This is a genomic window from Nonlabens sp. YIK11, from assembly GCF_001413925.1.
Classification (GTDB): Bacteria; Bacteroidota; Bacteroidia; order Flavobacteriales; family Flavobacteriaceae; genus Nonlabens.
Window position 1 is genome coordinate 490,539 of the sequence record NZ_LBMJ01000001.1, and the last position, 24,648, is coordinate 515,186.

Below are 24,648 nucleotides of genomic sequence, written 5' to 3' on the forward strand. Positions count from 1 at the left end.
ATGAAAAATCTATTGTTTTTGACCTTGTTAGCTTTAATGGTTTCCTGTAAAAAAGAACCACAAAAACCCTTGCGATATGCAGATGTAGACACCTCATCAAAAGATGTTCTACACTTATCAGATCCTGACGATTATTACTACTCGTTGGAAGATCTTATAGAAGCCAGTCAAGGTAAATTGGTTTATGTGAACTTTTGGGCCAGTTATGAGTTTGGATTTAAAGAGTCCATGCGAGCGCTTGAGAAATTGGAAAAAGAGATGCCAAAAGAAGACTTTAAAATCATAAACATCTGTCTGGACGCTGCCATGCGACCATTTGAGGAGCATTTAACGATCACTACACTAGAGCACAATTATATAGCGCGAGGTTTTGAAGATTCTAATTTTGCCGAAGAGTATGACTTTGTCGCACTACCACGTTTCATGCTTTATGACAGAAAAGGTAAGCTCATCGATAACGACGCTATGGCGCCTACCAATGAAAACCTAGAGTCTACGCTTCAACTACTCATTGAGCAATAGGTTGTCGTTCTTTCGTAGAAATATTGTTTCCTTAACGGTCATAGGCTGCATCACTGCAGCAGTACTGACCTATTTCTACAAGCCAGAATATTTTGATTTTATCGTCCAGCCATCCGCGCGCAGCCTGTATGAGCGCTGTTTGAAAAAATATCCAGATCAACTCGAACGTTGGAATAGATTGAGTAAAATGGCGATCAATGATAGCATTTTGATTGGTGATAGCTATAGCGAAATTGCAACATCTACCGATCAAAACTCATTTGCCGCTGGATATGTGGTACATATCGCTCAAGGCGAAAGTTTGCTCGCCACCATCTCCATCGATAGCATCCAGCCATCTTGGATTCTAGAAGCCTATAACAATAATGGAGTATTACTTGAAAGCGCCATAGCAAACGACTCTACTTTAAGTCTCCATATTAAAAATGGCGAGGCACAAAGCTTGAAAATTGTTGTTCAGTCCTTTTTAAATGTCACTGATACTGTTCAGCTAAAAATTTATAAGCAACCCTTATTAGAATTCCCACTGGCTGGCAAAGGAAATAATGCGATCCAGTCCTTTTGGGGTGTGGCTCGTGATGGTGGTCGCAGGTCCCATGAAGGAAACGATATTTTTGCAGACCGCGGCCATCCAGTTATAGCGGCAGCAGATGGCAGGATAAGTTCTGTGCGAGATCGTGGTCTTGGCGGTAAGCAAATCTGGTTGCGGGACAATCTTACCAACTCCAGTCACTACTATGCTCATCTAGATTCACAACTCGTTACTTCTGGACAACGAGTTTCTAGAGGCGATACCATTGGGCTGGTAGGCAATACTGGTAATGCGAGAACCACACCACCGCATTTACATTTTGGTATATATAAAACTGGTGGCGCTGTCGATCCCAAACCCTATATCTGGCAAGTTCCCATTCCTGAAAATTCCCAAACCTTACCTCTAAGTCCTCTAGCCATAGGTTCTGGAACCGGTGCTAACCTGCGATCTCAACCTGATGCTAATGGCGGACTGATTCGCAATATCCAAAATGACACGTTGACCATTTTGGGAAACAGCAACGACTGGTATCATATACGAACCGCAGATAGTCTAGCCGGGTTCGCTCATAAATCTGTAATTAAATTGATTGCAAAATGAAAGTCTTTACTAAATGTTCCAATTGCCAAAATGAAAATAGCGTGCAAACCTCAGCAAATACTAGAGTAGAATTGGCCATGAAGAAAGGAGAGGAAATTGATGTATCCTGCAATACTTGCGGTGCAACTTCAAGAATAACGGTAGATGAATTTTATGCTAAACCTTCTAAAATGGCACAAATACTTGCTGGTGTGCTGTTTCTAGTTGGCACGCCACTGGTCTTTTTTGGTCTTTCATTTATTTTAAGCCGCTCTGTAAATCACTATGTGATATATATCACTGGTCTATTTATTTTAGTACCTGTATTTGCTTATGTGGTCATCAACAAACAAGATGAAACTAGAGTTAGTGATTTCAATAGTAGGAAGTTAAAAGGTAGAACCCATAATATCTGATTCTACTCCACTTCAATCAAGACTGGGCAGTGATCACTATGAACCGCACTGCTTAGTATCACAGAGCGTTTTACATTGGGAACCAACTGAGGAGTGACCATGTGGTAATCTAATCTCCAGCCTTTGTTCCTAGCTCTGGAGCCACCTCGATAACTCCACCAGGTGTATTGGTCAGGTTCATCACTAAAGAGCCTAAAGGTATCAACAAAACCACTTTCAACGAAACGATCAAACCACTCGCGTTCTTCTGGTAAGAATCCAGAGGTGTTTTTCAAACGCACAGGATCGTGAATATCAATGGCCTTATGACAAATATTGTAGTCACCACAGACAAGTAGTTCTGGAATTTCCTTGCGCAACTCCGTGATATATTCTAGAAACTCTTCCATGTATTGAAACTTGAAATCAAGCCTCGCATCGCTGGTACCGCTGGGCAAATACATGCTCATAACGGACAAATTGTCAAAATCGGCTCGCAGGTTGCGGCCTTCCTGATCCATGGTTTCAATCCCAGTACCGTATTCAACGTGATTAGGTTTGATTTTGGAAATTATCGCAGTACCTGAATATCCTTTTTTCTGTGCGCTGTAATAATATTGATATTCATAGCCCGCTTGTTTAAAAGCATCGGTATCGATTTGATCTTCCATAGCCTTGATTTCCTGTAAGCATAGCACATCAGGATCTGCAGCGGTAAGCCACTCTATAAAATCCTTTTTCATGGCGGCACGTATACCGTTAACGTTATAGGATATGATTTTCATAATTTAATGTGGTAATTTATTAATGTGATGATGTGAGAATTGGTCTTCGGACAAAACATATCTCGACTCTCGCTCGATACTGGTTACAAAGATTGGAAAAGCAAGGCATCACGAGCGTTAGCCAATAGTTAGCTTTTTAAATAAGACGAACGTACATTTAGATTCAAGTTCAAGTTTAAACTTAAAATCTAATCCTTATACATCCCAACCACCAACTCACCTTTATCATTCATCATGGCGCGATACATGCCTGGTGTGTTGAAATCCATGGAAATGTTCCCGTAGTGATCTAGAGCCACGACGCCACCGGTACCGCCCAATTTGACCAACTTATCTTGAATGACTTTATCAGTTGCTTCTTTCAGGGTCAAACCGCTGTATTCCATCAATGCGCTTATGTCATAGGCCACTTGAGCTCTAATGAAATACTCGCCGTGACCCGTACTGCTCACTCCACAAGTTGCGTTATTGGCATAAGTTCCACTACCTATAATAGGTGCATCACCTATGCGGCCATATTTTTTGTTGGTCATGCCGCCAGTGCTGGTTCCTGCTGCGATGTTTCCGTTTTTGTCTAGTGCGACGCAGCCTACGGTACCATACTTTGAATCCTTGAAATAGGGATCTTTCAGTTCCAGCTGGCGCATAGCGGTTTTGTTCTCTTCGGTAGCTTGGTTTTCGGTTTCCTTTTCTCTTTCGAGGACGCGTTGCAAACTTTTGAAACGGTTTTCTGTATAAAAATAACTGTTGGATACGATCTCGATGTTTGGATCTTGTAACGCTTTCGCGAAAGCGTCTGCCCCATCACCACTCAACAAAACGTGCTCTGAGTCTGTCATCACCTTACGCGCTAGCGAAATAGGATTTTTTACCGTCGTCACTCCAGCCACAGCGCCAGCATTGAGCGTCTGGCCATCCATAAAACTGGCGTCGAGTGAGTTGATACCATCATGAGTGAAAACAGCGCCTTTACCGCTGTTAAACAGTGGCGAGTCCTCCATCACGCGTATGGTCGCCTCTACTGCATCCATGCTACTGCCACCATTTTTGAGGATCTCGTGGCCGGTCTGGATCGCTTCAGTCAATTTTGCATTGTATTCCTGCTCCAATTCTGGAGTCATATTTTCTTTTAAAATGGTACCTGCACCACCATGAATAACAATGGCAAATTCGTTGACTTGTTCTGGCGCAGCCGTGGTTTCAGCAGTTTCTGGTGTGTCTGCTTTTTTCTCCTGACAGGAATTGATAAGAATCAAGGCGGCTAGAAATAAAAGTTTTTTCATGGTGGTAAATTTTTCTACAATTTACAATAAATAGCAGCAATGATACCGCTCAAATAGAGCGATCTCTATCGTTTTTGCTACCTTTAAAATAAAAATTTGTTATGCCTATAAAAGCTCCTTTCAACCTGAACAAGTGGGTTGAAGAAAATCGCGATAGCCTTAAACCGCCCGTAGGAAATAAAAATCTGTACAAAGATGCCGGTGATTATATTGTGATGGTCGTCGCTGGACCCAACGCTAGAAAGGATTACCACTACAATGAAACGGAAGAGCTGTTTTACCAACTGGAAGGCACTATTGAAATTCACGTACAGGACAATGGTGAGAAGCGCACCATGAAATTAGGTCCAGGCGATATGTACCTACACCCTGGAAAAGTGCCGCATTCTCCAGTGCGTCATGAAAATTCCATAGGACTGGTCATTGAACTGAAACGTGTAAGCGAAGATGCTGTGGATGGTTTGTTATGGTATTGCGATAATTGCAACCACAAACTGCACGAGACCTACTTTAAACTTGATGATATAGAAAAGGATTTCCTGCCCAGATTCAAAGAGTTTTTTGAAAGCGAAGAGCTGCGTACCTGCGATGTTTGCGGTACCGTGATGGAAACCGACAAGCGATTTGTGGGATAAAAAAATCCCGAAACTCGATAAGAGTCTCGGGATCAACATTAGTATTAGGGATTCCTAATGTTTACTTCTTAGGTAGTAATACGGTATCAATAACATGTATGACACCATTGGATTGATTTACATCTGCAATCGTTACTGTTGCTGTGTTTCCATTCTCATCGTCGATTTTCACGTTGCTACCACTTAGGTAAAAAGTTAACGATCCACCTTGAACGGTTGGTACAGTAGCTCTTCCATTGTTCTTTTTAATTAAAGCAATTACATCTGCTGCATTTACTTTACCCGCAATTACGTGGTAGGTAAGGATTCCAGTCAATGTTTCTTTATTTTCTGGCTTCACTAATGTAGCTACTGTTCCTTCTGGAAGAGCATCAAATGCTGCATTAGTTGGAGCAAATACTGTGAATGGGCCTTCACCAGATAGTGTTTCTACTAATCCTGCTGATTTTACAGCTGCTACTAATGTTGTGTGATCTTTAGAGTTCACAGCATTCTCGACAATGTTTTTACTTGGATACATTTCTGCACCACCTACCATTACGGTCTTTTCTTTACCGTACGTTTTTGATTCCTGTGCAAACGCGGTTGATCCAACGACCAGGGCTAGTGCAAGAGCTGCGATACTTGTGATTTTTTGAAAATTCATTGGGTATTGTATTAGGTTATTATTAATTAGGTTACATATACTCGCTTAGTATCTGTGTGGTTTTAAACCTAACTCTGGTTAACAGATTATTAACCTGATATGGCTTTAATTAGGAAACATTAGCTTTTCTCATATAAATCCTACAAAACGTACGGATTTGTACGTTTTTACCTCAGAATATTACAGATAATGTAAATTGAAAAGGGTTACCCAAAAGAGAAAAGAATTGAGTAACCGAAGTAATTTTAAAGAGAAGTAATCAAGAATTGTTGCGGTATTGGATCAATCCAATAACACACCTTGCGCATACATGACCGGTAGGTCCTTAAGATTGGCCTCACTTATAGAATGAGGTGGCGCCATAAAGGTTTTATCATATAATGTAGATCCCAAAAAATAAGTAAGCACAAATTCATTCATAAATGGGAACACATTCTCCATGATCAGTTCTACTTTAATGGAGCTTTTTGCGGGAACTACTTTAAAAGCATGCCTAAACGTTGAAGTCTTGCGACCATCACGATGCTTACCGCGGCTCATGATCATAACAGATTCCAGCGGTTCCTTTAAATTATTAATAAGGTAAATGATCCAGTCGTGTGAAGAGAAATCTGCGTTCCATTCCTTGACAACGGCTAGATGCACATCCTTAACTACTGGTATGACAATATCTTTCTTCAATCTAATTTTTCACTTTTATGTAGATCCATAGGGCAATCGCCGCAATGATACCTATTCCCGTAAGAGCCACGCCAAAAGCGAACTCCAACAGTTCACCAATAATGGAAACGATTCCCGCAAGAATCAGACCTACAAATATTATAAATGCCCAGACGTATTTCATAATGCCTTTAATTTAGATTCTATAGCACTTATCAAGCCGGTAGTGGTTTGTATCTCGTGCATTTCCTGCGCACTCATGAAAACTTCCAGGCCTTGGCTACTGGCCATCAAAATTAGCGGATATTCATACTTAGGCAGCCATTTAGAATTATAATTCTTGTTAAACTCATCCCTATGCAAAAACTCTAATTCCTGCACGTGGTTTTGGATGAGTTCGCTTTCGCGAAAGCGTGCCCATTCCACATTCTCCTTTAAAACACCATAGGTCAACTCGCACAATTTACACTGGTAAGTCGATGGACTCACCACTTTATGGGCGCTATCCAGCCATGCGTTGATGGTGCCAGAATTGGCATTGTAAACAAAAATGAGTTTGTCAATGCGCATTATAGCGCGCTAGAAAATTGCTTTAAGAAACGCACATCGTTCTCAAAAAACATACGAATGTCGCCTATTTGATACAGCAACATTGCGATGCGTTCAATTCCCATCCCAAAGGCAAAACCGCTGTACTCTTCTGGATCGATACCACAATTGGTCAATACGGCTGGATCTACCATACCGCAACCCATGATTTCCAACCAGCCAGTACCTTTTGTGATGCGATAATCGGTTTCGGTTTCAAGACCCCAATAGATATCAACCTCTGCACTAGGTTCTGTAAACGGAAAGTAGGAAGGTCGCAGTCGTATCTTACTCTTCCCGAACATTTCCTGCGTGAAATAGAGCAAGGTCTGTTTCAAGTCAGCAAAACTCACGTCCTTATCAATGTACAAGCCTTCCACCTGGTGGAAAATACAGTGTGCTCTGGCACTTATCGCCTCATTCCTAAACACGCGACCCGGAGAAATAGTCCTGATGGGCGGTTTATTGTTTTCCATGTAGCGCACCTGGACACTTGAAGTGTGCGTGCGCAGCAATACGTCTGGATCTGTCTGGATAAAGAACGTGTCTTGCATATCGCGAGCTGGATGGTGCTCTGGTAAGTTCAATGCGGTAAAGTTGTGCCAGTCGTCCTCGATTTCTGGACCTTCGCTCACGTTAAAGCCTATGCGAGAAAAGACCTCTATAATCTGATTTTTAACCAGCGAGATAGGATGACGTGCGCCTATTTCCATAGGGTAACCGGTTCTGGTTAAATCTCCTAAAATACCGCCTTCTTCTTCCTTATTCTCCAGCTGTTCTTTGAGCTGCTGTACTTTATCGGTTGCCTTTTGCTTGAGCTCGTTTATGGCCTGACCGTATTCTTTCTTTTGGTCGTTGGGAACTTCCTTGAACGCTGCAAAAAGCTCTTTGAGCAATCCTTTGGTTCCCAAATATTGAATACGGAACTGCTCTACGGCATCAGCATTATCAGCAGTGAATGAATCAACCTTGGCAATATGTTCCTTTACGTTCTCCAGCATGGCGTTTCCTTAAATTGAACCTGCAAATTTACGATATTCTCTACTTTTCCAGTTCCTGTTCGTGCTCGATGTCCTCATAGATATAAAGCATGGTCCAGAAGACGGCAATGCCGCCCAGCAAGTGCCATAACCAGTGCGTTCCCATCCATAAAAAATCAATGTCAAACTTCTTGTCCAGTGTCCTGAAGGATACAGCAACAAAAAAGGACAAAAAAGCATATCCCAAGAATCTTGCACGATGCCAATGGGTACGATAGGCATAAATAATAATGGGCAACAAGATCGCCAGCGCACTACCTATATAACCTATGGAGTTGCGATAGCCTATAGGAAAGGAAATCCATCTGGGCAAAATATTAAGTGCCACAATAGCCGCGAGCAATACCAACCTGGCAGGCCAGCGCCGTGTCGCTTTGAACGTAAAATAGAACGCACATACCACACAAAGAATCACGATAGGCACCCAATCCATAAGCAACCAGATTTCTGCACTGCGCGTCGCATGATAAATCGTACCGCCTATATAACCTATAAAAAAAATAGGCAGAATGAACTTGATCAAATAATGATGCTTTGCCGATTTCCAAACCTTGACAAAAAAATAAATGATCACAGCCAAGAAGATGAGGTTGCTCAACGTATTGAAAGGCTCCACTGGGAAACGTTCCATGAGCGTTTCCCTGTAAATAGGACCGCTATCGTTGACCTCCTGTAGAATAAATGCAAGGTTCATCTCATTGACTTTGGGTGGTAAAATTAAGGCAGATTCTTACAATCTTGAAGATTATTATGAGTTCGCTTTCGCGAAAGCGAACCTTTTCAAAATCAAGGGTTCACCCTTCAAACGCATCAATTCTTAATAACTATTGTAGAAGCAGGCTTGATCGTTTTGCCAAAATTTCTATGTTTGTTCTATGCAAATAGCAGCTTACATATCTGATTTGTTGTACCGCCATGAATGTGTCGTGGTGCCCAATTTTGGCGCGTTTATTTCACGACGGGTTCCCGCACAACATTTTGCGAGCACGCACACGCTGTATCCGCCTAAAAAGGGTCTTTCGTTTAATGCGCAGATCCAGCAAAATGATGGGTTGCTGGTCAATTATATCTCTACGGTAGAAAAGCTGCCGTATGAGGATGCCATTCAGGAAATACGCAACTATGTGCGATTTCTAGATCATGAGATTGATGAAAAAGGTGAGGTCACGATTCATAAGGTAGGTCGCTTTACTAGAAATGCAGAAAAGGCACTGTCATTCACTCCTATGTATCTGGTGAACTATTTGCCAGAAGCTTTTGGACTGAGTATGCAGGAAGTTTATGCCGTCGATCGCACAGCGATAGAAACGGCAGCTGTCGCTCCACAACCTGCAACGGCAATTACAACCGAGGAATCTGTAGCAACTAAAACCGCCGAGCCTGTGGATACTCCGGTAATCCAATTGGAAACTCCAGCGAGCAAATCTGCTGCTTGGGTACGTGCTGCTGCCGCTGTTGCCATTTTGGTCGCTGGAAGTTATTTAGGTGTTAACAGCTACCAAACACAACAATTCAACGATGCCGTGGCCGTAGAAGAAATGGCTAATGAGCAATTGAAATCCAAAATACAGGAAGCCAGCTTCTTTATTCCAACGCCGCTGCCCAGCGTCACCATGGAAGTCGCTCCTGTCGTGAAGAACCACCATGTGGTGGCAGGTGCTTTTAGAGACCCAGCCAACGCAGATAAAAAAGTGGCTCAACTTAAGGCTCAAGGATTTGATGCCCAACGCATTGGGGTCAACAAATATGGCTTGCACAATGTTGCTTACGCCAGCTTTGCAGATCGCAACGACGCCATCAATGAGCTATACCGTGTACGCAAGCTAGGTAATGATGGAGCCTGGTTGTTCAGTGGGACTTTGAAGTAGTGGTTTTTTTTCGTTCTATATCCATCCTACCCAAAACAGAGCGATGAGCTTATGAAAATATCTACACTTGCCATTTTGCTTTTTTTGATGACCTCTTCGAGTTTAATGGCTCAAAATGAAGTCAGATTTGGAGGAAAAGCTGGTGCTAACTTATCAGGTTTTCATACTGGAAAAAGTGCAAATACAGATAGAGTGTCATTTAATATAGGTGGGTTTGCTCAATTTGACTTATCAGAATCATTTTCATTACAGGCGGAACTGCTCTACAACAAAAAAGGTGGATTGTTTAGAGTTGATAACAATAATGTTTCTCAGTCCTTCTCCATCGATACTCAACTTGATTACATTGATGTGCCTGTTCTAGCAGAATTTGAGTTTTTAGAAAATTTGAGTTTTGAATTTGGTCCTCAAATAGGATTTTTGATCAGTAGTAAAGGAAAGATTGTAAACTCTCTGAACAACAACGGTGAAGAGGTTGAAATTTCTAACACAAATACAGTTGACGTTGCTGTCAACGCGGGTTTTTCCTATGAATTTAATGAAGAACTATTTCTACAAGCAAGATATAGCTATGGTCTCGCTGAGGTTTTCGAGAATGAGCGTTATAAAAATTCTGTTGTAAGTCTTTCCCTAGGCTATTTCATTAAGTAATATGTAATGAAATAGTGACAATTAGATTTATTCCATTTACTATTAAATCGTGTTTTTAGGGTTAAACACCTTTTTTTGAGATGTCAACAACGAGCAGTTCCATGGACACGGATAAACACGGTGCGATATAGGAAGGAAGCGTTAAATAAAACCTAGATCCTACTCGCGATCACAGTAAATCTACTTTGCAGCGTACCTTTGCAAAAAAAATCGACCATGGATAAATTAACGCCTAGACAATCCTTTACGACCGTAACTGATCTTGTATTGCCCAGCGAGACCAACCCGCTGAACAATCTCTTTGGTGGTGAATTACTGGCTCGTATGGACCGTGCGGCAAGTATTGCAGCCAGACGCCACTGTCGTCGTATTGTGGTGACCGCATCTGTCAATCACGTAGCGTTTAACCGCAGTGTACCTTTAGGAAGTGTGGTGACGATTGAGGCGCAAGTTTCCAGAGCGTTCAAATCGTCCATGGAAGTGTATATGGATGTGTGGATCGAGGATCGCGAGAGCGGCGATCGCGCCAAAGCCAATGAAGCGATCTATTCCTTTGTGGCCGTTGACGATACCGGTAGACCGGTAACCATTCCGCCGATTCATCCAGAAACAGAAGTTGAAAAAGAGCGCTATGACGCTGCCTTGAGACGCAAGCAGTTAAGCCTTGTTCTAGCGGGTAAAATGAAAGCCAAAGACGCTACAGAATTAGCAGCTTTATTTGAGTAATTTTTTGATTTTCACGACGTGCATTTTCAGATAGGTTCTACAAGCTCTATCTGGCATTGAGGAAAATATATTCTAGTCATCTAAACTTCAGATGCTCATCTCTTCCAATGCGTTAGGGATTGTAATGGAAATCCTTTTTAAAAGATCACATGTCATGTGAGGTTTTAAAAAGATTGAAATGGAAAGCCCGACCAACATCTTAAGCGATAGCGAAAGATGGCGGGAACACCCTAATCAGCATTATAAAATCCTATTTATTTACTCAACAACCAGCGTGCTGGGTCTTGAGTTTTGGTCTCTTCCAAAATGGCAAAGTGAAGTTCTGTAATGCCATCGCGGTCTGTGAAGATCTCGCCCAGCTCCGTCAATGTGTTGATCTTTTGGCCTTTGCGAACACTCACGTTTTTGAGGTTTCCATAGCTGGTGGTAAAGTTACCATGGCGCACGTGTACCATGAGAATACCGTTGTTAGCCTTTACAATCTGAACGACCTCGCCATCAAAAACGGCTCTGGCTCTAGCGCCATTAGGTGTCTGGAACCTGTAACCGCTGCTCTGTATAGGTAGGTTTTTCAATACGGGATGCGGCTGTACGCCATAGCGTCTGGTGATCACACCTTCTGCCACTGGCCACGGTAATTTACCGCGATTGTTTTGAAAGCTTCTTGCTAGTTCCTTAGCCTCTGGAGTCAGGAAGAATTTACCTTTAGTCGCTCCTACTTTTCCTTTGTTGGAAGCCGCGATATCTGCCTCGATGATCTTGCGTATCTCGCGGTCGATTTTATCACGCTCTCGAGCTTTGGTGCGAATCTCTGCAGCGTATTGCTTCTCGTTTTTCTTCACTTCTTCCAGCAGGACCACTTGTTCTGATTTGTCCTTTTTGAGTTCGTTACGCAGCTTCTCATTGGCCGCTAGGATTTCTTTCTTTTGAGCCTTTTCCTCTTCCAACTCGGCATTCTTCTTTGCGAGCGTATTGCTTTTTACCGTGATCTCGTCTGCCTGCTTTTTACGGTAATCAGCATAGGCATTGAGGTATTGTACACGCTTATAGGCCTGAAGAAAATTCTCTGAGGACAATAGAAACATCAAACGGCTTTGATCGTTTTTGGCCTTGTAGGACTTGACGATCATAGCGGCGTAATCCTTTTTGAGCTCTTTGATCTCTGCATTGAGTTTTTTGATCTCTTCTGCATTTGTATTGATGCTGCGAGTGATCAGGTTTGCTTGCTTGTTGGTAATGTTGATGATTTCCTGGGTTTTGGAAATTTTGGCATCGATGGTTTGAACTTGAGAAAGGACAGATCGCTCTTCTTTTTTGGCACCTGTCAATAGCTTATCAAACTGATTGATTTGTGCCTGAATAGCGGCACGTTGTTGTTCTAATCTAGCTTTTTCTGACTGAGCGCTAACGGCTAAACAACTTAAGAAAAGACCTATGTATAAAAATGACTTCATTACAGCTCCATTTGTGTGTATCCCGATGGTATTTCAAACGGGAAACTTAATTCCTGATCAAATTCCACATTCTTAAGATCCAATTCTACCTGTACTAATTTCCCTTGAGCATTTGCGTTTATCGTAATATCTTCTGGCAAGATGCGGTTCTCTACCGTTTGATAGTTCAGGTATTTCACGTCCAGCGTAGTATTTTCTGATGGTTTTCTAATGGATTGTTGCGCCATTTTGAAATCGGCAGGTCGTAGGGAGAAAAGTCTTGCGATCACGCCTTCTTTTCTAAACTGATACTGATTGTCCACCACGGCATAATCCAGACCGTTCAAAGGCTCGATGGCTTGACCTAATAGAAGGTTTTCCAACTGGGCATAATTGAGTTCTTCTCCCAAAAATCTAGAAATCAATTTAAAATCGCCGTCGAATGATCGTTTATTTATTAGGTCATAAAATTGAACTCTATCATTCGTTATCAATACTTTAGCCAAGGTAACACCTAAAAACCGAGCGCTCATCCAGATTTTTTTCCCTTTTTCAATTCTTAAATCTACAGGTAACGACCTGGATTGATCTTCATCAATATATTTGACGCTCAACCTTGATTGCATCGTTTTAAAATCAATGGCTGCTGCGTTATGTGATTTAATAATCTTAGTTGCCGCTGCCGTGGCGACAGCGGTTTCTGTGGCCTTTTGGGAGCCACCACAAGAGATGAGTATCATCGCCAGCGCCAGTCCATATATTCTTTTCATCATCTTGTTTTAGTTTGAGATCGCGTTCATTTTTGCGGTAGCATCTGCTGCTTTTTTGTTGTCGCCCAGTTTTTCATAGGCAATGGCGAGTTGACCGTACAAATCGCGTTCCAATTGTGGCTCGTCCAATAAGTAGGATAATCCAGCGTCCAGTTGTGCGACCGCCTTTTTAGGATTGCCGGTCTGGTTAAGAGCCGCACCATTGATGAGATACAATAAAGGTTGTGCTGGGTAACTTTCTAGAGCGTTGCTGGATAGCTGTTCCGCTTTCGCGAAAGCGCCCGTATCCAGATACAATAATGCCGTGTTCTTAATCAATTCAAAATCCTGGTCGTTAAGTTCCATACCCAATTCATAAAATTTTAGTGCTGCGGCAAGTTGCTTCTCTTGCCTAAAATAACTTGCCAAAACCTTGTAGGCTTCCAGATCTTCTACTTGACTTGAAAAATCATCGATGACACTTTCCAGTAATGGTTGCAAGGAAGTATTAGTAGTCGATGTCTGGATAAAATCCTTAAGAACCTCAGTTTTTGAGACTGTTTCTAATTGACTGGAAGCAAACACTTTACTCATGCTTTCCAAACCCTTTTCTACATCGCCCGTGTCCAAATAAATCTTGTAAAGCGCTAACTGTGCCTTGTCGCTTCCAGGAATTTCTTCTTCCAGTTTTTCGGCAAATTCTAGTGTTTTTTCCAGGTTATCCTGACGGCTGTAACCATAGATCAACTGGATGTAGAGCTGCTCATTTTTTGGGTCTGCAGCGAGCTGTTGTTCCAGTTCTTCCAGGTTATCAGCAATGATTTCTTGTTGCTCGCTGTTGCGTTCCAAACGGTTTTTAAGTGCAGTGCGCTGTGTGTTTCTTCCCAGCTTACGATCCAGCGTTTTAATGGTTTCCAACGCCTTGGCCGTATCGTTGACGCGCAAATAGGCAACCGGTAACAGCTCCTCATAATCTTCATTGATGCGCGATAGTTTTTCCAGAACGCTTACCGCTTTGTCAAATTCCTGCTGCTGGTTGTAGTTTTCCAACAAGGTGTCCAACAGCCATTCCTTATCGCCAGAGATTTTAAGAGCATTGAGCAGATGGGTTTCCGCTTTCGCGAAAGCGTTACTCGCCATATAATTCTTTGCTAGTTCAAACTGTACCGCACCATTATCTGGTTGCAAGCGCTCACAAATGAGCAGTTTCTCGATGGCCCGATCGTAGTTCTCGCGTGCCTTCTCTGACAAGGCATCAAAAAAGTTCTCTTTGAAGCCGTCAGAAACCTCGCCCAGATCATCTTGATTGACCTCCATAGCGGCCACTTCTTCCTGTGCCCAAAGGCCAGAAAAACTAAGCAACATCGCCAGGATCAAAAAGTGTTTCATAAAGGTCTGAGGCTTCAACAATTATTCCATTACAGAATAATCACCAATGCTGATGTATTTAAAGTTGCCGTTGTACTTGACGTGATTACCTATCATCGCCTCGTCCAAAGTGGCGTTTTTAATCACGGAATTATTCTGTATCAAACTATTGCTGATCTTACAATTAGTGATCGTGGTACCAGCACCTATGCTCACATGCGGTCCAACGGTAGAGTTTTTAATGACTACATCGTCTGCAATCACGCAAGGCTCAATGATGTTTGAGTTTTCTAGTGTTGCCTTAGTTGTAAGTTCATCGCTACCATCCTTAACCATGAATTTCATGATGCGTGTATTGGTATCGATGGCCACTTCTTTATTCCCACAATCCATCCACTCATCAACGGTTCCTGTCTTGAAGATATTGCCGCTGGCCATCAATCTCTTGATGCCATCGTTGATTTGATACTCGCCACCGTTGATAATCTCGTTATCGATCACGTATTGCAATTCCTTTTTGAGGTCTGCAATTTCTTTAAAGTAGTAAATACCTATCACGGCCTGATTGCTCACAAACTCTTTCGGCTTCTCTACCAGCTCTATGATTTCTTCCTTATCGTTGAGTTTTACCACGCCGTAGGCTTCAGGCTGGTCAACTTCCTTAGTCCAGATCACGGCATCTGCAGCTGGGTCCAGTTCAAAATCGGCTCGAATCAAGGTGTCTGCATAAGCTACCACAGCAGGCCCTGAAAGTGATGGCTCTGCACACATAATGGCGTGTCCTGTTCCTAATGGCTCCAGCTGGCGATAGATGCTGGCTTTGGCACCAAGGCTTTGAGCCAACTCTTCCAGACTTTTTACATCCTCATCACCAAAAAACGCTGGATCTCCCAAAATAAAAGCGATCTCTTCTACCGGTTCGCTTAAAATACGCGCAATGTCACGCACCAATCGGTGTACGATAGGTTTGTTAGCAATAGGAATTAAAGGCTTAGGAACCGTAAGGGAATGAGGTCTTAATCTGGAGCCGCGACCGGCCATGGGTACGATGATTTTCATAGGCACTTTTCCACGCAGGTGGAAATCTTGTTTATTTGATTACTAAGCCGCTAAGGTAAAAACTTTAGTTCTTAATGATTGAATAAATAAACGGATGTGGCATCACCAACTCGTATGGTTTTTGACGTCCTTGAGTTTAGATAAAAATTGTGGCTCTTGCGGACGGTAGAATGCTGGATCAATAATATTCATGTTTTTATCCATCAATAGATATCGTGGTATAGTCTTCATTTGTATAAAATCGATGAATTTTTGACTGTTCTCACCTTTGATTTTCATTAGGTAATTCAATTCAAGGTCTAGCCCTGGTGATTGTTCTTGCCATAAGGCCGTGTCCTTTTCATAGTCTATACTAATGCTTATGACAGTTACATTTTCAGGAAAATTCATTTTTTTCATGAGTTTCATTCCATTTAAACAAGGTGCGCACCAGGTCGCCCATAGATCAATGAGGTAGTATGGAGACGGATTTTCTCTAATGATTTGGCTCATGGTTACCTTGTCCAAATTCAAATCAACCAGTTCTATGTTGCTCAGTACTTTTTTGAACTCGGTGTTATCCATTTGTTCAATCTGACTATCAATTTGTTCTTTATTATCTTGATAGAACTTGGTTCTTTTGAGCCAATTTCTTGCTTCTGGATAGAGGTTGTTGCCTTTATTGTCTTTATATCTTAAATACCTCAAAACTCCATAAGCTAGGTTTCTTTCATAAATAATATCGGTTTTATTAGATGCCTCGCTGCTACCAGAAGGATTCATCAATTCAAAACCGATAGAATCCATATTGTTATCGATGTATTGGAATACCAAGGAAGGTCCAGCAGATCTGGCAATCATTAAGTCAGTAGAGCGCAATAATGAATCTAGCGGAACTAATTCTGGATCTATTCCATGTAATTTATCAAAGTACTCGAACTCATTCAACGTTCTGTTTAAACCTGCCGACTCTTTACTATACATAGAATCGTAATAGTTACTAAGGCTGTCTAGCGGTTTTATGAATTTAGTATCATCACCTTTCCATTTGTAAATTTGAGCTCGTAGGTCTTCGTACGCATTTTCCATTTCTGAAATGTCCATCGTTGATTTTTGATCAACTAATTCAATTTTTCGGTCTAAGACTTTTAAGTGAACGAGGTCTGTAATGCTATCAATTATAAAGTCCTGATTGATAAAGCTTGCTTTCTTCTGGATAGAATCCCACATACCATAGCCATAATCTATCTTTTGAACTTTATGATATCTTGGAATCGTTATTGTAAAAACAGAGTCCTTATCAGATTCATTTTCCCATTCTAATAAAAAATGGTCAAAGTATTGGTCTTCTAGATTTAAAAGCAGGCTTTCTTCTGGCGCTAACTCAACTTTAAACGTGATACTGTCGCTCATTACCCATTCGGGCTCTGATTGCTTTACTTCTTCAGGAATTTCGGGATGATCATTTTTACAGGATGAAAAGAATACAATGGTTATTAGAAGTAGAACAACAAATCTCATAATCAATGGGTTTGATCTAAAGTTATGTAATTATGAGATCAAATAAAGATGATTGTTTCGCTTTCGCGAAAGCGAAATAAAGACGAATAGTTAAATGAGGTTATTTTCTCAAACAGATTCCTGCTTGCGCCGGAATTTGTTACTTCACTCCAGTACTGCCAAAACCTCCAGCACCACGAGCAGTTTCATTTAGAACCTCAACTTCTTCCCATGTGGGTTGTTCATGTTTTGCGATGACTAATTGTGCGATGCGCTCACCGTTTTCTATGGTGAAATCTTCGTTAGATAAATTCACTAAAATCACGCCTATCTCACCGCGATAATCGGCATCAATGGTGCCTGGTGCATTGAGTACGGTGATTCCCTTTTTGGCAGCCAGGCCGCTACGCGGACGCACTTGAGCTTCAGTTCCTACAGGTAATTCTATGAACAAACCTGTTTTTACAATGGCGCGTTCCAGTGGTTTTAATGTGATAGCTTCCTTGATTGAAGCGCGAATATCCATTCCTGCACTACCAACGGTTTCATAAGCAGGTAAGTCGTGAGCAGATTTGTTGATGATTTTAACGGTCATGATTTTTTGAGTAATGATTTGATAAAGGTCCTTTCACGGCCCAAAATGAATAAGGAAACAAGTGCAGCCAGTGCGATACCGCTAGCGTACATAAGCCATGTGTTGGGTCCAAAGTAATCTCTAACTACGTAAAAGAAGAAAAATGTTGCGCCAATAGAAATTGCGAGATACAAGAGCATGTTCCCAACTTCATAAGGTATATGATAATGTTTTCTTCCTAATAAGTAAGACACCACCATCATCAATCCATAAGCGGTGCAGGTAGTGAGCGCACTTGCCATGTAACCTATGATGGGAATGAGCCAGATGTTGAATCCTATGGTAACGGCAGCTCCCAAAACGGAAATCCACGCGCCGTAGCTGGTACGATCGGTTACTTTATACCAAACCGAAAGCGTTTGATAAATACCAAAAAACAGATAAGCGACCAGAACGATGGGTACAATATCGAGCGCTTCCCAGTATTCCTCGGCTATGATGGCGCGTTTGATCAGATCAATAAATACGGTGTAGGTGATTAAAGCAATGGAGCCTAGTACCACAAACATTTTGGTAATCATGGCATAGGTTGCGGTGGCATTTTTGCTTTTGGACTCGCTAAAAAAGAAAGGCTCAATACCTAATTTAAACGCCGTTGCAAACAGGGTCATTCCAACTGCAACTCGATAACAAGCGGTGTAGACACCAACTTGGGCTGTGGCGTCATCGACTAAGAGCCATTCCAGTAAAATCTTGTCAAAAGTCTCGTTAATGGCAAATGCGATTCCCGCAATTAAAATAGGAAAGCCGTACTTCAACATTTGCTTCCACAATCCGGCATCAAATTCCCATTTACGGAAGTAAATTTTACAAACCACCAAAAGCGTTACGGCACTTGCAGCCATGAGCGCCATAAAATACAATTCAACTTTATCTGCTGGTAAATACTGGGCCAGCGCTGGAAAATCTGGCAACCATATCAAAAATATCGCTGTCATCCCAACGGATATGATCACGTTGACCATCTTGATTATCGCATATTTCATCGCTTTTCCCTGCGCACGCATCCACGCAAAAGGTATCACCATCAAAGTGTCAAAAGCTAGAATTCCGATCACCCATTTCCAATAGTCGGCTGACTTGTCAGACCATTCGGCTATTTGATCCAAGCCTAGAAAAGCAAGCACAACAAATACAATCGTTGTTCCTAATAAGGACAAAAGTCCTGTGCTAATGACTTTGTTGTCGTCCTCGCTTTCGCGAAAGCGAAAAAAGGCAGTCTCCATGCCGTACGTCAAAAACACATTTGCCAAAATAATCCAGGAAAATATGATGGACACCTGACCAAATGCTGATTTACTAGGTAAATACTCGGTAAGAAGTAATGTGAGCAAAACCGTTAAAAGCCTAGGCAAGACAGTCGCCAGACCATACACAAAGGTGTGTTTAAAAAGACGGTTGATGGAACTCAAAGACAGTTGGTTTTGAGGTTCAAAGGTACAATTAAGGCTGCATTTCTAGGTTAAGAATTGCAGCCTTGTGTATGTAGATGTTTCTAGTTTATTGAGGTCTGGACGGTAGGTCCATAGAAGGTCGCATCTGTATTCCCGTAATTAAGGTATAGGTGGTTTTACTATCACGCGAGAACTTCACTACCGCTTCACTGTCCTCAAGCTCAAAGGGGAATTTTTGATTTTTGGGTGGTTTATTGCCGTATTCCGCTTTGGAATCTAGATTCATATTCATGTCTGGCTTGTTGTTAAAGTCGGTTTTGAACCTTGCGATAATGTAGCCGTTGGGATCCTTGATGTCAAAGGATTGAGTGATCATGCCCTTAAAATAAATGGCTTCCATTTGCTGCATTTCGGTAGGGTCTAATGGTAAAAATAGGTTTATTCCACTACCAGATCCTGGTATGCCGCCAGTCCAGGATTGCGCATAGGGTTGATAGCCTTCTTCAAAACTGCTGAGTGTGTTGTCAATTTTTTGGGAAGAACAACTAGAGGCCATAATGACCAAAGCAAAAAGGCTTACAATTTTCATAAACAACATTTTCAAATAAGATTCAACGATTGTGCCGTTCTATAAAAGTAGGGCTTTCTGCTATCTTTGTAGCAAACCAACGCCATGAAACTCTATCTGGTCCCAACGCCTATAGGCAATCTTGCAGACATGACCTATCGTGCCGTAGAAGTCCTCAATAGTGTGGATTTAATCCTTGCCGAAGATACCAGAACCAGCGGTAAACTGCTCAACCATTACGGCATCAAGACAAGCATGCTGTCCTACCACATGCACAATGAGCACAAGATTTCAGACAACATCGTTTCCAGAATTCAAGGCGGTGAGACCATGGCACTCATCACAGATGCCGGTTCGCCGGGTATCAGTGATCCTGGGTTTTTGCTTACGCGAAAGTTGCTCGCCGCAAACATCGCGGTAGAATCCTTGCCTGGTGCTACAGCCTTTGTCCCAGCGCTTACCAGTAGTGGGCTGCCATCTGATAAATTCGTATTTGAGGGTTTTTTACCCGTCAAAAAAGGCCGCCAAACCCGACTCAAAGAACTCGCCGAAGAAAGCAGAACCATCATTTTTTACGAGTCGCCACACAAACTGCTCAAAACACTTGAAGATTTTAAAACGCATTACGGCGCTGATCGCCAAATCTCCATTTCTCGAGAAATCACCAAAATGTTTGAAGAGCATTATCGAGGCGCTGTTGACGAGGCCATCCAGCATTTTACAGAAAACAAGCCTAGAGGAGAGTTTGTAGTGGTGTTAGGTGGAGCTTAAATGTTCTTTTTTTGAAGAAATGTATTTCACCTTACAAATAATGGAAAATGAATAATTACATTGAAAAGATATTTCACAAGAACCGTCAAGAAGTTACATTAGAAAATATAAAAAATTATTTTCAGTCACCTCAAGAGGAAACTTCAATTGTAGAATTTAAGAGCGGTGGTGTTGAAATTATTGATATCTATAAAGAAATAACTGCTTTCTTAAATACAGAAGGTGGTCTATTAATGATTGGTGCGCCTAGGGAAACAAAGGATAAAGTTGGTAAGAATTACCGGACGGTATGCCAAGGAGAGTTAACATATTCTTCTTTCAAGAATAAAGACTGGCTTTATCAAAAAATAGCTTCCAACATTGTCCCTACTCCTACAAACATTAAAATAAATGAGTACTTAACGGTAGAAGGTTCAATTTTCCTATTGGATATTCCGCAAAGTTCCAATCCGCCACATCAAAGTTCATCAGATGGAAAATACTATATCAGACTTGAATGCGAAGCAAAGCCAGCACCACATGGCTTAGTACAGGCATTATTCGAAAAAAGGAAAAGACCACAGCTGACTGCAGAAATTGATATAAATAGAGTTGATTTTCAGAGCAACGAAATCTCCATACAAATTAAAAATAAATCAACAATACCTGCTGATAGTGTTTCAGTTATAATCGATATCTATAATGTTTCCAAAGTGTCCAGTAATCATAGGTTTGATCTTATTGAAGATTCCTTAGGGGATAAATATTCAATGTCACAGTCGACAAATCAAGTACTCGTGAGAGTTATAAGTTTACCTTATAATTTAGTTGTTACCCATTTTAAAAATGAATATCTAGTATTTGTAGCGTTTTGGTCCAAGCAAACAGATTTTGATTTTAGATTTTTTACAATCAATCCTTTAAATAATGAAGTTACTGCTGAAGGAACATTTATGGATGGAAGTGATTTGACAGAAGAGCTAGAGAGAATTAAAAAAGTAAGTTGATTCTCTAATTTGACAAAACCGTCATCTCGCCTGAGAGGATGATTCGCGTATCACCAGTAATTAAAATCTGTTCTTCACTCAACACTTCAACCTCTAAAACGCCAGTCCTAGCAGAACATTGAAAAGCGCGCAATTTGGTTTTGCCTAATTTTTTAGTCCAATACCCAGTTAAAAAAGTGTGCGTAGCTCCAGTCACTGGATCTTCATTGCCGCCGCTCCAAGGCCAGAAATATCGGGATTCAAAATCAAAGTCGGGTTGATTTGATTTTGAGGTGACTACAACACCATTGATGTCGTTGATGGAGGCTTTCATGGCAGCAAAATCAGGATCCAGATTTCTAAGCTTGTCGGCATCCTCGAGTTCGATCATCAACTCTAGGTTTTCATGATTGTAAGCCGAATTCAAAATACTATCGATTCCCATAGCATCTAGCAATGCTTTTGGTGCATCGCGGTCTATAATTCCATAGTTTGGGAACTTCAAGGAAACTTTTTCACCGTTACGGTAAGCTTGTAATTCTAAACCTTCAGCAGTTTTGAAATGGATCTCGTTTACATCTTGATTTTGATCAAACAACACTCTGGCGCTCGCCAGGGTCGCGTGACCGCACAATGGTATTTCCATGATGGGCGAGAAATACCTTATAGAAAAATAATCGCCTTGATCCTGCACAAAAGCAGTTTCTGATAAATTGACTTCAATCGCGATGGATTGCATGAAGTCATTGGATAATGGCTTGTCCAGCAAGCAAACACCAGCAGGATTCCCTTTGAACGGCTCGCTGGTAAACGAGTCCACCATAAAATAGGGAATGCTTCTACTCAACCTTGTGCTTTTTGAATTCTAGTTTCTCTGATCTTCCTTTTTTGAAAATGTTGTTACTGTTGTACTTACCGGCACGTAATGCTTTTTGCTCTTCATAGGGCAGCTGGATGATCTCATGACATTCTGTGCTGCAGGTATTCTCATATTTAGATTTACAATCCTCGCACTGGATAAACAATAAATGACATGCTTCATTCGCACAGTTGGTATGCGTATCGCAAGGATTACCGCACTGGTGACAGTTGGATATCACCTCATCGCTGATTTTCTCTGACAACCTGTGGTCAAACACAAAATTCTTCCCACGGAATTTATTCTCTAAACCTTGCTCGGTTACCTGTCGATGATACTCGATGATACCACCTTCCAGCTGGTACACATCTTCAAAACCACGGTGTTTGTAGTAGGCACTTGCCTTTTCACAGCGTATGCCGCCAGTACAGTACATCACCAGTTTTTTGTCCTTTTTATGCTCCTTGATTTCTTCTTCAATAATCGGCAAGCTGTCGCGGAAGGTATCCACATCTGGCGTCCAGGCATTCTGGAAATGGCCTATCTCGCTCTCGTAATGATTGCGCATATCGACCAGAATGGTATCTGGATCTGATATAAGCTCGTTAAACCTCGCCGCGTCCACATGAACGCCTTTATTGGTGACATCAAAAGTCTCATCTTCCAGTCCATCGGCAACAATTTTGTGGCGCACTTTGACTTTTAGTTTTAGAAAGCTCTCATTATCGTGTTCCCTAGCGATGTTGAGTCGGACATTTTCCAAGAAATAAATGCCATCAAGGAATTCTTTAAACTCATCAAACCGATCTGCTGGAATGGAAAGCTGGGCATTGATCCCTTCATGGGCGACATAAATGCGACCCAGCACTTCTTGGGCGTCAAACGCAACAAATAAATGGTTTCTAAATAAATGTGGGTTCCCTATGCGGGCATACTGATAGAAAGAAATCGTGAGCCGTTCCTTACCGGCCTCACGTATCAATTCGCGTCTTTCTTCAGCACTTAATTTGTTATACAGTTGCATGCTATAAACATTTGAGTGTTGAAGTTGCAAAGGTAGTTAGATTATAGATAATAGATCGCTGCGCTGGTAGACTATGGATATTGCGATTACTGCGTTAGGGATTGAAGTGAAAATCCTTTTGAAGCTTATTACGCTTCAAAAGATTGCAACGAAAAGCCCGACCGAAAACAGGAGCGATAGCGACGGTTAGAGGGAACGCCCAAATGATTGTGATAAAAGTTTTCTCGCTTTCGCGCCTTGCCTGCCGGCAGGCAGGAAAGCTTAATTCCCAACCATCCTATCGTTAATAACCATTGCATCACGCTATTGGAAACGGCGCTTTCAAAGCCTATTTTTACAGAAAATATTTACAATGGCAGAAGATAAAGAAAAAGCAGCAAAGGAGAAAGCGCTCAAATTGACGCTGGACAAGCTGGATAAGGCATACGGGAAAGGTACGGTAATGAAAATGGGCGACCGCCAGGTGGTGGATGTAGAGGCGATCTCTACAGGTTCACTGGCGTTGAATGCAGCTCTAGGTGTAGGCGGCTATCCACGTGGCCGTGTGATTGAAATCTATGGACCAGAATCTTCTGGTAAAACAACATTGACGCTACACGCTATTGCCGAGGCACAAAAGGCTGGTGGTATCGCCGCGTTTATTGACGCAGAACACGCTTTTGACCGATTCTATGCAGAAAAGCTGGGCGTTGATCTAGAAAACCTCATCATTTCACAGCCAGATCATGGGGAACAGGCTCTTGAAATTACTGAAAACCTGATACGTTCTGGAGCGATTGATATTATTGTTATTGACTCGGTTGCGGCATTGACGCCTAAAAGTGAGATTGAAGGTGAGATGGGTGATTCTAAAATGGGACTGCACGCTCGTTTGATGTCTCAGGCCTTGAGAAAATTGACGGGTACCATTTCTAAGACAAACTGTACCGTGATTTTCATCAACCAGTTGCGTGAGAAGATAGGTGTGATGTTCGGTAATCCAGAGACGACTACTGGTGGTAACGCCTTGAAGTTTTATGCATCGGTACGACTGGACATAAGAAGATCCACGCAAATCAAAAACACAGATGGATCTGTTCAAGGAAACAAGACTCGTGTTAAGGTGGTGAAGAATAAGGTGGCGCCGCCATTCCGTACGGCAGAGTTTGATATCTTGTACGGTGAAGGAATTTCCAAAATAGGTGAGGTCATCGATCTAGGTGTTGATTATGAAATCATCAACAAAGCTGGTAGCTGGTTCTCTTATGGAGATACTAAACTAGGTCAAGGTCGTGATAGTGTAAAGTCTATATTGCAGGATAATCCAGACTTGATGGACGAATTGGAAGTGAAAATCATGGAATCCATTAAGCTCGCAAGCAGCTAGATTTCAATAGATTGGAATAATAAAAAATCGCTTTGATGAATTCAAAGCGATTTTTTTGTGTTTTGG

The 24,648-nt window shown here is 41.7% G+C and carries 28 protein-coding genes; 10 read left to right on the forward strand and 18 right to left on the reverse strand.

Features of this window, described 5'->3' with window-relative positions; genetic code table 11:
- From AAU57_RS02215 to AAU57_RS02225, 3 genes are read left to right on the forward strand one after another with little or no spacing between them, the layout of a single operon-like run.
- Nucleotides 1-522: a TlpA family protein disulfide reductase gene (locus AAU57_RS02215; protein WP_055411368.1), complete on the forward strand. Its 522-nt coding sequence runs from the start codon at nt 1-3 to the stop codon at nt 520-522.
- The gene (locus AAU57_RS02220) at nt 512-1,657 is read left to right on the forward strand and encodes a peptidoglycan DD-metalloendopeptidase family protein (RefSeq protein WP_156339977.1); all 1,146 of its coding nucleotides are present in this window, start codon (nt 512-514) and stop codon (nt 1,655-1,657) included. Before AAU57_RS02215 ends, AAU57_RS02220 begins: the two co-directional genes overlap by 11 nt.
- Nucleotides 1,654-2,052, forward strand: a complete 399-nt coding sequence (locus AAU57_RS02225) for a hypothetical protein (protein WP_055411370.1) — start codon at nt 1,654-1,656, stop codon at nt 2,050-2,052. Before AAU57_RS02220 ends, AAU57_RS02225 begins: the two co-directional genes overlap by 4 nt.
- 2 nt (nt 2,053-2,054) lie before the next feature.
- Here AAU57_RS02225 and AAU57_RS02230 read toward each other — a convergent pair whose 3' ends face one another.
- Nucleotides 2,055-2,816 carry an exodeoxyribonuclease III gene (locus AAU57_RS02230; protein WP_055411371.1) on the reverse strand — a complete coding sequence of 254 codons (762 nt, stop codon included), beginning with the start codon at nt 2,814-2,816 and terminating at the stop codon, nt 2,055-2,057.
- A gap of 188 nt (nt 2,817-3,004) precedes the next feature.
- The gene (locus AAU57_RS02235; protein WP_055411372.1) at nt 3,005-4,099 is read right to left on the reverse strand and encodes an isoaspartyl peptidase/L-asparaginase family protein; all 1,095 of its coding nucleotides are present in this window, start codon (nt 4,097-4,099) and stop codon (nt 3,005-3,007) included.
- A 101-nt stretch (nt 4,100-4,200) separates the two neighbouring features.
- On the opposite strand from AAU57_RS02235, the gene AAU57_RS02240 reads away from it, so the two are divergent.
- Complete coding sequence (locus AAU57_RS02240) at nt 4,201-4,734, forward strand: 3-hydroxyanthranilate 3,4-dioxygenase (RefSeq protein ID WP_055411373.1); 534 nt, start codon at nt 4,201-4,203, stop codon at nt 4,732-4,734.
- Nucleotides 4,735-4,795: 61 nt separating this feature from the next.
- On the opposite strand, the gene AAU57_RS02245 is transcribed toward AAU57_RS02240, so the two are convergent.
- The 6 genes from AAU57_RS02245 to AAU57_RS02265 form a co-directional block, all read right to left on the reverse strand.
- Nucleotides 4,796-5,380: a fasciclin domain-containing protein gene (locus tag AAU57_RS02245; RefSeq protein WP_055411374.1), complete on the reverse strand. Its 585-nt coding sequence runs from the start codon at nt 5,378-5,380 to the stop codon at nt 4,796-4,798.
- A gap of 282 nt (nt 5,381-5,662) precedes the next feature.
- Nucleotides 5,663-6,061 (reverse strand): hypothetical protein, encoded by a 399-nt coding sequence (locus AAU57_RS02250; RefSeq protein ID WP_055411375.1) that lies wholly within the window; start codon nt 6,059-6,061, stop codon nt 5,663-5,665.
- Between the two features lies 1 nt (nt 6,062).
- Complete coding sequence (locus tag AAU57_RS14960) at nt 6,063-6,224, reverse strand: hypothetical protein (protein ID WP_156339978.1); 162 nt, start codon at nt 6,222-6,224, stop codon at nt 6,063-6,065.
- Nucleotides 6,221-6,610: a hypothetical protein gene (locus AAU57_RS02255; protein ID WP_055411376.1), complete on the reverse strand. Its 390-nt coding sequence runs from the start codon at nt 6,608-6,610 to the stop codon at nt 6,221-6,223. Before AAU57_RS02255 ends, AAU57_RS14960 begins: the two co-directional genes overlap by 4 nt.
- Complete coding sequence (pheS, locus tag AAU57_RS02260; protein WP_055411377.1) at nt 6,610-7,629, reverse strand: phenylalanine--tRNA ligase subunit alpha; 1,020 nt, start codon at nt 7,627-7,629, stop codon at nt 6,610-6,612. The genes AAU57_RS02255 and pheS overlap by 1 nt, the downstream gene beginning before the upstream one ends.
- A gap of 40 nt (nt 7,630-7,669) precedes the next feature.
- Nucleotides 7,670-8,362 (reverse strand): hypothetical protein, encoded by a 693-nt coding sequence (locus AAU57_RS02265; protein WP_055411378.1) that lies wholly within the window; start codon nt 8,360-8,362, stop codon nt 7,670-7,672.
- 181 nt (nt 8,363-8,543) lie between these two features.
- Here AAU57_RS02265 and AAU57_RS02270 point away from each other — a divergent pair, with 181 nt between their 5' ends.
- The 3 genes from AAU57_RS02270 to AAU57_RS02280 all read left to right on the forward strand — a co-directional run bounded on the left by AAU57_RS02270 (nt 8,544) and on the right by AAU57_RS02280 (nt 10,913).
- Nucleotides 8,544-9,536, forward strand: a complete 993-nt coding sequence (locus tag AAU57_RS02270) for an SPOR domain-containing protein (RefSeq protein WP_055411379.1) — start codon at nt 8,544-8,546, stop codon at nt 9,534-9,536.
- A gap of 51 nt (nt 9,537-9,587) precedes the next feature.
- The gene (locus AAU57_RS02275) at nt 9,588-10,187 is read left to right on the forward strand and encodes a porin family protein (RefSeq protein WP_082438512.1); all 600 of its coding nucleotides are present in this window, start codon (nt 9,588-9,590) and stop codon (nt 10,185-10,187) included.
- 216 nt (nt 10,188-10,403) lie between these two features.
- Nucleotides 10,404-10,913, forward strand: a complete 510-nt coding sequence (locus AAU57_RS02280) for an acyl-CoA thioesterase (protein ID WP_055411381.1) — start codon at nt 10,404-10,406, stop codon at nt 10,911-10,913.
- A gap of 254 nt (nt 10,914-11,167) precedes the next feature.
- Here the strand turns inward: AAU57_RS02280 and AAU57_RS02285 are convergent, their stop codons facing one another.
- The 8 genes from AAU57_RS02285 to AAU57_RS02320 all read right to left on the reverse strand — a co-directional run bounded on the left by AAU57_RS02285 (nt 11,168) and on the right by AAU57_RS02320 (nt 19,618).
- On the reverse strand, nt 11,168-12,367 hold the full coding sequence (locus tag AAU57_RS02285) for a murein hydrolase activator EnvC family protein (protein WP_055411382.1): 1,200 nt from the start codon (nt 12,365-12,367) through the stop codon (nt 11,168-11,170).
- A complete protein-coding gene (locus tag AAU57_RS02290; RefSeq protein ID WP_197275381.1) occupies nt 12,367-13,119 on the reverse strand; it encodes a DUF4292 domain-containing protein in 753 nt (250 codons plus the stop codon). Before AAU57_RS02290 ends, AAU57_RS02285 begins: the two co-directional genes overlap by 1 nt.
- Nucleotides 13,120-13,125: 6 nt before the next feature.
- Complete coding sequence (locus tag AAU57_RS02295; RefSeq protein ID WP_055411384.1) at nt 13,126-14,484, reverse strand: tetratricopeptide repeat protein; 1,359 nt, start codon at nt 14,482-14,484, stop codon at nt 13,126-13,128.
- 21 nt (nt 14,485-14,505) lie between these two features.
- Nucleotides 14,506-15,522: a sugar phosphate nucleotidyltransferase gene (locus tag AAU57_RS02300; protein ID WP_055411385.1), complete on the reverse strand. Its 1,017-nt coding sequence runs from the start codon at nt 15,520-15,522 to the stop codon at nt 14,506-14,508.
- A gap of 102 nt (nt 15,523-15,624) precedes the next feature.
- The gene (locus AAU57_RS02305) at nt 15,625-17,022 is read right to left on the reverse strand and encodes a TlpA family protein disulfide reductase (protein ID WP_055411386.1); all 1,398 of its coding nucleotides are present in this window, start codon (nt 17,020-17,022) and stop codon (nt 15,625-15,627) included.
- A gap of 139 nt (nt 17,023-17,161) precedes the next feature.
- Complete coding sequence (dut, locus tag AAU57_RS02310; protein ID WP_055411387.1) at nt 17,162-17,596, reverse strand: dUTP diphosphatase; 435 nt, start codon at nt 17,594-17,596, stop codon at nt 17,162-17,164.
- Complete coding sequence (locus tag AAU57_RS02315) at nt 17,593-19,047, reverse strand: lipopolysaccharide biosynthesis protein (protein ID WP_082438513.1); 1,455 nt, start codon at nt 19,045-19,047, stop codon at nt 17,593-17,595. Before AAU57_RS02315 ends, dut begins: the two co-directional genes overlap by 4 nt.
- 88 nt (nt 19,048-19,135) lie before the next feature.
- A complete protein-coding gene (locus tag AAU57_RS02320) occupies nt 19,136-19,618 on the reverse strand; it encodes a hypothetical protein (RefSeq protein ID WP_156339979.1) in 483 nt (160 codons plus the stop codon).
- Between the two features lie 84 nt (nt 19,619-19,702).
- On the opposite strand from AAU57_RS02320, the gene rsmI reads away from it, so the two are divergent.
- Nucleotides 19,703-20,368 (forward strand): 16S rRNA (cytidine(1402)-2'-O)-methyltransferase, encoded by a 666-nt coding sequence (gene rsmI / locus AAU57_RS02325; protein ID WP_055411389.1) that lies wholly within the window; start codon nt 19,703-19,705, stop codon nt 20,366-20,368.
- 47 nt (nt 20,369-20,415) lie between these two features.
- Complete coding sequence (locus tag AAU57_RS02330; RefSeq protein ID WP_055411390.1) at nt 20,416-21,354, forward strand: helix-turn-helix domain-containing protein; 939 nt, start codon at nt 20,416-20,418, stop codon at nt 21,352-21,354.
- Nucleotides 21,355-21,358: 4 nt separating this feature from the next.
- Here the strand turns inward: AAU57_RS02330 and AAU57_RS02335 are convergent, their stop codons facing one another.
- Complete coding sequence (locus AAU57_RS02335; protein ID WP_156339980.1) at nt 21,359-22,180, reverse strand: PhzF family phenazine biosynthesis protein; 822 nt, start codon at nt 22,178-22,180, stop codon at nt 21,359-21,361.
- Nucleotides 22,173-23,216 carry a rhodanese-related sulfurtransferase gene (locus AAU57_RS02340; protein ID WP_055411392.1) on the reverse strand — a complete coding sequence of 348 codons (1,044 nt, stop codon included), beginning with the start codon at nt 23,214-23,216 and terminating at the stop codon, nt 22,173-22,175. The genes AAU57_RS02335 and AAU57_RS02340 overlap by 8 nt, the downstream gene beginning before the upstream one ends.
- Before the next feature lie 352 nt (nt 23,217-23,568).
- Between AAU57_RS02340 and recA the strand changes: the two genes are divergently transcribed.
- The gene (gene recA, locus AAU57_RS02345; RefSeq protein WP_055411393.1) at nt 23,569-24,582 is read left to right on the forward strand and encodes a recombinase RecA; all 1,014 of its coding nucleotides are present in this window, start codon (nt 23,569-23,571) and stop codon (nt 24,580-24,582) included.
- The last annotated feature ends 66 nt before the right edge of the window (nt 24,583-24,648 follow it).